Raw genomic sequence first — 6,522 nt, forward strand, 5'->3', positions numbered from 1 at the left:
CCTGTGGACGATTAGATTGGTGCACATGACACAGGTGCCCGCGACCCTCAAGGCCCCTCGGCGACAGCACGACCGCGAGATCGTCACACTCGCCGTTCCGGCCTTCGGTGCGCTCGTCGCCGAACCCCTCTTCGTCATGGCCGACAGCGCGATTGTCGGCCACTTGGGCACCGCACAACTCGCGGGTCTCGGCATCGCATCAGCTCTCCTCACGACAGCTGTCAGTGTCTTCGTCTTCCTCGCGTACGCCACCACTGCCGCCGTCGCCCGGCGCGTAGGAGCAGGCGATCTTCAGACCGCCATACGCCAGGGCGTGGACGGCATCTGGCTGGCGTTGCTGCTCGGCGTCGCAGTCATCGCCGTGGTCCTGCCCTCCGCACCGTCGATCGTGGAGCTCTTCGGCGCCTCGGACACCGCAGCCCCCTACGCCACCACCTACCTGCGGATCTCGGCCCTCGGTATCCCCGCCATGCTGATCGTGCTCGCCTCGACCGGCGTGCTCCGCGGACTGCAAGACACCAGGACCCCGCTCTACGTGGCCATCTCCGGTTTCGTCGCCAACGCCGTCCTCAACGTAGGCCTCGTCTACGGCGCCGGCCTCGGTATCGCGGGATCCGCCTGGGGCACGGTCATCGCCCAGTGCGGTATGGCGACCGCCTACCTCGTGGTCGTCGTCCGCGGAGCCCGCAGACACGGCGCCTCCCTGCGTCCCGACGCCGCAGGGATCAGGGCCTCCGCTCAAGCTGGCGCCCCTCTGCTGGTTCGGACGCTTTCCCTGAGGGCGATCCTGATGATTGCCACGGCCGTCGCAGCCCGCCTGGGTGATGCCGACATCGCCGCCCACCAGATCATCCTGTCCCTGTGGAGCCTGCTTGCCTTTGCGCTCGACGCCATCGCCATCGCCGGGCAAGCCATCATCGGGCGCTATCTGGGTGCCGACGACATCAACGGTGCCCGCCAGGCATGCCGTCGCATGGTGGAGTGGGGCATCGCGGTCGGGGTCATCCTCAGCGTGCTGGTCGTGCTCTCCCGTCCGCTGTTCCTGCCTCTGTTCACCAGTGATGCCGCAGTCAGGGGAGCCGCCCTACCCGCTCTGGTGATCGTGGCTCTCTCCCAGCCGATCTGCGGTGTCGTCTTCGTCCTGGACGGCGTACTGATGGGCGCGGGGGATGGGCCATACCTTGCCTGGGCCATGGTGATCACCCTGGCCGTCTTCACTCCGGTGGCCCTTCTCGTCCCGGCACTGGGCGGAGGACTCACCGCAGTGTGGGCAGCGATGACACTGATGATGACCGTGCGCATGCTGACGCTCTGGCTACGAACCCGCTCAGGCCGTTGGATCGTCACCGGTGCGACCCGCTGACCGTTTCACGTGAAACATCGTGGGCCGTCACGTTTCACGTGAAACACCACCGCTTACGACGGGTACGCAAAAGGGGCTGTACCCCATGGGGTACAGCCCCTCTCACAACTGCTCAAGACGAGCGCAGCGATCAGGCCGCGACGACCTCGATGTTGACCTTGGCGGCAACCTCGGGGTGCAGACGCACGGACGTCTCGTGGGCGCCCAGGGTCTTGATCGGCGAACCGAGCTCAATGCGGCGCTTGTCGACCTCGGGGCCACCGGAAGCCTTGATCGCCGAGGCGATGTCGGCCGGGGTGACGGAACCGAAGAGACGACCGGCGTCGCCAGAGCGGACAGCCAGACGGACCTTGACGGCCTCCAGCTGACCCTTGACCTGGTTGGCCTGCTCGATGGTCTGGATCTCGTGGATCTTGCGAGCACGACGGATCTGCTCGACGTCCTTCTCGCCACCCTTGGTCCAGCGGATAGCGAAATTCCGCGGGATCAGGTAGTTGCGAGCGTAACCGTCCTTGACGTCGACGACGTCGCCCGCGGCACCGAGGCCGGAGACCTCGTGAGTGAGGATGATCTTCATGTTTCGGTCACCCTCTCTTATCGCGCGGTGGACGTGTAGGGCAGCAGCGCCATCTCACGGCTGTTCTTGACTGCCGTGGCGACGTCACGCTGGTGCTGCGTGCAGTTGCCGGTCACGCGGCGGGCACGGATCTTGCCGCGGTCGGAAATGAACTTCCGCAGCATGTTCGTGTCCTTGTAGTCCACGTACGTGACCTTGTCCTTGCAGAATGCGCAGACCTTCTTCTTCGGCTTGCGCACAGGCGGCTTCGCCATGGTGTATCTCCTGTGTGATCAAGAAGTGTGGGTACGACCCACCCTCCGGCCAGAGGCCTAGAAGGGGGGTTCGTCCGAGTAGCCGCCGCCACTGCCGCCGCTGCTGCCGCCGCCGGAGTTTCCACCCCAGCCGCCGCCACCGCTGCCGCCCTGGTTGCCACTGGCAGGAGCGCTGGTGGCCCACGGGTCGTCGGCGGGAGCGCCGCCGCCCTGCTGACCGCCGCCGGGGCTTCCGCCCCAGCTGCCGCCACCCTGGGCGCCACCGCTACCGCCGCCGTAACCACCCTGGCCACCTCGGCCGGCACCGCCGGCCGTCTTGGTGACCTTGGCCGTGGCACTGCGCAGGCTGGCGCCGACTTCCTCGACGTCCAGCTCGTAGACCGTGCGCTTGACGCCCTCGCGGTCCTCGTAGGACCGCTGCTTCAACCGGCCCTGCACGATGACGCGCATGCCTCGCTGAAGCGACTCGGCGACGTTCTCCGCTGCCTGACGCCAGACCGAGCAGGTCAGGAACAGGCTCTCGCCGTCCTTCCACTCGTTCGTCTGACGGTCGAAGGTGCGCGGGGTGGACGCGACACGGAACTTCGCGACCGCCGCACCGGAAGGGGTGAAGCGCAGCTCGGGGTCATCGACAAGATTGCCGACGACCGTGATGACGGTCTCGCCTGCCATGGGGAACCTCTCGGCGGGTTTGCTGCTCTGGCTGCTTGGTTGCTGCTACTCGGATCCCGAGATCAGCTGAGCGGAAGCTCAGTGGGTCTCGGGGCGGAGGACCTTGGTCCGGAGGACCGACTCGTTCAGGTTCAGCTGTCGGTCGAGCTCCTTGACGACCGCAGGCTCGGCCTGCAGGTCGATGACCGAGTAGATGCCCTCGGGCTTCTTCTTGATCTCGTACGAGAGACGACGACGGCCCCAGGTGTCGACCTTCTCGACCTTTCCGTTGCCCTCACGGACGACGGAGAGGAAGTTCTCGATCAGGGGGGAGACAGCGCGCTCCTCCAGATCGGGGTCGAGGATGACCATCACTTCGTAGTGACGCATGTGGAACCCACCTCCTTTGGACTCAACGGCCACGGTCGTTCCGTGGCAGGAGGGTTGTGATGCGTACGCAACGGTATCGGCCGCCACTGACAATCGGGGCTTCCTTGCGGTAGTCCCGGTCGTGACATGGGCAGACACCGTGCAGACGGTACAGACTACCCGCACACCGGCTTCCAGTTGAAATCCGGTCTCGGAGGCCGTCACTCTGTACACATCGGGTGTGTACGGCGCTACGATGCGCCGCCTTCCGCAGGAGGTGCCCTATGGCACAGGCAATGCGACCCAACACCGTCGGAGGCCTTTTCGCCACGGACGGAAAACCTCACCCTCTCCAGGACACCCTGCTCGCGGTGACCCTGGTGCTGGGTGCCACGGCATTCGTCACGGCGATGTTCCACAACCTGCACCTGCTCAGCTCCTGGACCGGCCTGGTGGGCATCCTCACGGGTGCGTACGGCCAGTGGGTCTCGGAGACGACCCGTGAGCGCTTCGGACTGATCCTCGGTCTCGGCGCGTCCGCGATCGGCTTCTTCCTCGGCATGGCGCACGGCGGCCTCTTCGGTGGGGTCATCAACTGACGCCACGGGTACCGTCCCTCTGACAACACCCAAAGCACCACGGAACGCCCGGGTGGCCCACGCCCCGGGGCGCAGGTGCCGTACGCCCAGTCGGGGCGCTCGTAAGGCGCAGTAGGCTTCGGCGCGAGAGCCGGAGCCCCTGTACCCATGGGGACACACCAGCCCGAGGAGCGCCCCGAATGAGCCTGACCCTGAGGACGATCAGTCGCGAGCAGCATCTGGCATACATCCAGAGCCTGCCGTCGGCGAGCCACATGCAGGTCCCGGCCTGGGCTGACGTCAAGGCGGAGTGGCGTTCGGAGAGCCTCGGGTGGTTCGACAAGGGCGGCGAGCTGGTCGGCGCCGGCCTCGTCCTCTACCGGCAGCTGCCCAAGATCAAGCGCTACCTCGCCTATCTGCCCGAAGGCCCGGTCATCAACTGGTTCGCGCCGAATCTGACCGACTGGCTGGAACCGATGCTGGCGCACCTCAAGCACCAGGGCGCGTTCTCGGTGAAGATGGGGCCGCCGGTGATCATCCGGCGCTGGGAGGCCACCTCCATCAAGGCGGGCATCCAGAACCCGGACGTGAAACGCCTGCGTGACATCGAGGCGGACTTCATCGAGCCGCGCGCCTTCGAAGTCGCCGACAAGCTGCGCCGCATGGGCTGGCAGCAGGGCGAGGACGGGGGAGCCGGCTTCGGTGACGTACAGCCGCGCTACGTCTACCAGGTGCCGCTCGCGAACCGGTCCCTGGAAGAGGTCCACAAGAACTTCAACCAGCTGTGGCGCCGCAACATCAAGAAGGCCGAGAAGGCCGGCGTCGAGGTAGTCCAGGGCGGCTACCAGGACCTCGAGGAATGGCAGCGGCTGTACGAGATCACGGCGGTGCGCGACCACTTCCGGCCCCGCCCGCTGTCGTACTTCCAGCGCATGTGGACGGCCCTCAACACCGAGGACCCCAACCGGATGCGGCTGTACTTCGCCCGGCACGAGGGCGTGAACCTGTCCGCGGCCACCATGCTGATCGTCGGCGGACACGTCTGGTACTCCTACGGTGCCTCCGACAACATCGGCCGCGAGGTCCGGCCCTCGAACGCGATGCAGTGGCGGATGCTGCGTGACGCCTACGCGCTCGGCGCCACCGTGTACGACCTGCGGGGCATCTCCGACTCGCTGGACGAGACCGACCACCTGTTCGGCCTGATCCAGTTCAAGGTGGGCACGGGCGGCCAGGCCGCCGAGTACCTCGGCGAATGGGACTTCCCGCTCAACAAGCTGCTCCACAAGGCACTCGACATCTACATGTCGCGCCGCTGACGTCGCGTTCTTCGCTTCAATAGCTCCCATACCTCTGATACACCGCAGCCACTAGAAAGGTTCCGGGTCCGGCCATGGCGCTCACGCTCTACGTCGACACCGCGCGCTGGCGGGCGCACCACAAGCACGTGCAGGAGCAGTTCCCGGGACTCGTCCCGGTCTGCAAGGGCAACGGCTACGGCTTCGGGCACGAGCGGCTTGCGGAGGAGGCGACCCGGCTGGGCTCGGACGTCCTCGCCGTCGGCACGACCTACGAGGCCGCGCGGATCAAGGACTGGTTCGGCGGTGACCTGCTGGTGCTGACGCCGTACCGGCGGGGCGAGGAACCCGTACCGCTGCCCGACCGGGTCATCCGTTCCGTGTCGTCGATCGACGGGGTCTACGGCCTGGTGGGGGCCCGTGTGGTCATCGAGGTGATGTCCTCGATGAAGCGGCACGGCATCAGCGAGCAGGACCTGGCGCAGTTGCACGCCGCCATAGAGAACGTCCGCCTCGAGGGCTTCGCGATCCACCTGCCGCTGGACCGCACCGACGGCTCGGACGCCGTCGAGGAGGTCATCGGCTGGATGGACCGGCTGCGCGCGGCCCGCCTGCCGCTGCACACCATGTTCGTCAGCCACCTCAAGGCCGATGACCTGGCCCGGCTGCAGCAGCAGTTCCCGCAGACCCGCTTCCGCGCCCGCATCGGGACCCGGTTGTGGCTCGGAGACCACGACTCCACCCAGTACCGCGGCGCGGTCCTGGACGTCACGCGCGTCTCCAAGGGGGACCGCTTCGGCTACCGCCAGCAGAAGGCGGCCTCCGACGGCTTCCTGGTCGTCGTGGCGGGCGGAACCTCCCACGGTGTGGGCCTGGAGGCCCCGAAGGCCCTGCACGGGGTCATGCCGCGCGCCAAGGGCGTCGCCCGCGCCGGCCTGGCCACGGTCAACCGGAACCTTTCTCCGTTCGTCTGGGACGGCAAGCAGCGCTGGTTCGCCGAGCCGCCGCACATGCAGGTCTCGATCCTCTTCGTCCCTTCGGACGCTTCCGAACCGAAGGTCGGCGAGGAACTCGTGGCCCATCTGCGGCACACCACCACGCAGTTCGACCGGATCGTCGACCGCTGAACCACGTGAGACGCCCACCGGGCGACGGGAGACGGCAGCGCAGCGCCGTGCTTGACGGTCGCCGAGCGTCGTAGGCACAGCGAAAGGCCGTACACGGAAGCTCCCCTGTACGGCCTTTCGCACGCGCCCCTCGGCTGTTCGCTCAGAGCGAACCGTCGGTGGTCTCCCGGTCGTTGCCCCACTCCACCTGCGGTCCGTCGAAGTGGACGGCGTGGGGGGGGGGGGGGGGGGGGGGGGGGGGGGGGGGGGGGGGGGGGGGGGGGGGGGGGGGGGGGGGGGGGGGGGGGGGGGGGGGGGGGGGGGGG

General features: G+C 67.5%; 8 protein-coding genes. 4 read left to right on the top strand and 4 right to left on the bottom strand.

What is annotated here, in order from left to right; genetic code table 11:
• Positions 1-25 precede the first annotated feature (25 nt).
• Positions 26-1,363 carry an MATE family efflux transporter gene (locus tag ACZ48Z_RS39470; protein WP_468740733.1) on the top strand — a complete coding sequence of 446 codons (1,338 nt, stop codon included), beginning with the start codon at positions 26-28 and terminating at the stop codon, positions 1,361-1,363.
• Between the two features lie 130 nt (positions 1,364-1,493).
• Here ACZ48Z_RS39470 and rplI read toward each other — a convergent pair whose 3' ends face one another.
• The 4 genes from rplI to rpsF all read right to left on the bottom strand — a co-directional run bounded on the left by rplI (position 1,494) and on the right by rpsF (position 3,235).
• A complete protein-coding gene (gene rplI, locus ACZ48Z_RS39475) occupies positions 1,494-1,940 on the bottom strand; it encodes a 50S ribosomal protein L9 (RefSeq protein WP_328748709.1) in 447 nt (148 codons plus the stop codon).
• A gap of 17 nt (positions 1,941-1,957) precedes the next feature.
• Entirely contained in the window at positions 1,958-2,194 is a 237-nt protein-coding gene (gene rpsR / locus ACZ48Z_RS39480; protein WP_003949403.1) for a 30S ribosomal protein S18, read from the bottom strand.
• A gap of 57 nt (positions 2,195-2,251) precedes the next feature.
• Positions 2,252-2,866, bottom strand: a complete 615-nt coding sequence (locus ACZ48Z_RS39485; protein WP_468740734.1) for a single-stranded DNA-binding protein — start codon at positions 2,864-2,866, stop codon at positions 2,252-2,254.
• Between the two features lie 78 nt (positions 2,867-2,944).
• On the bottom strand, positions 2,945-3,235 hold the full coding sequence (gene rpsF, locus ACZ48Z_RS39490) for a 30S ribosomal protein S6 (protein WP_030827724.1): 291 nt from the start codon (positions 3,233-3,235) through the stop codon (positions 2,945-2,947).
• Positions 3,236-3,498: 263 nt separating this feature from the next.
• On the opposite strand from rpsF, the gene ACZ48Z_RS39495 reads away from it, so the two are divergent.
• The 3 genes from ACZ48Z_RS39495 (at position 3,499) to ACZ48Z_RS39505 (ending at position 6,217) form a co-directional block, all read left to right on the top strand.
• Complete coding sequence (locus tag ACZ48Z_RS39495) at positions 3,499-3,813, top strand: hypothetical protein (RefSeq protein WP_468740735.1); 315 nt, start codon at positions 3,499-3,501, stop codon at positions 3,811-3,813.
• Positions 3,814-3,992: 179 nt separating this feature from the next.
• The gene (gene femX, locus ACZ48Z_RS39500; RefSeq protein WP_468740736.1) at positions 3,993-5,111 is read left to right on the top strand and encodes a peptidoglycan bridge formation glycyltransferase FemX; all 1,119 of its coding nucleotides are present in this window, start codon (positions 3,993-3,995) and stop codon (positions 5,109-5,111) included.
• 74 nt (positions 5,112-5,185) lie between these two features.
• Positions 5,186-6,217, top strand: a complete 1,032-nt coding sequence (locus ACZ48Z_RS39505; RefSeq protein WP_468740737.1) for an alanine racemase — start codon at positions 5,186-5,188, stop codon at positions 6,215-6,217.
• Positions 6,218-6,522: the final 305 nt, after the last annotated feature.

It is taken from the genome of Streptomyces sp. NPDC031225 (genome assembly GCF_055570355.1).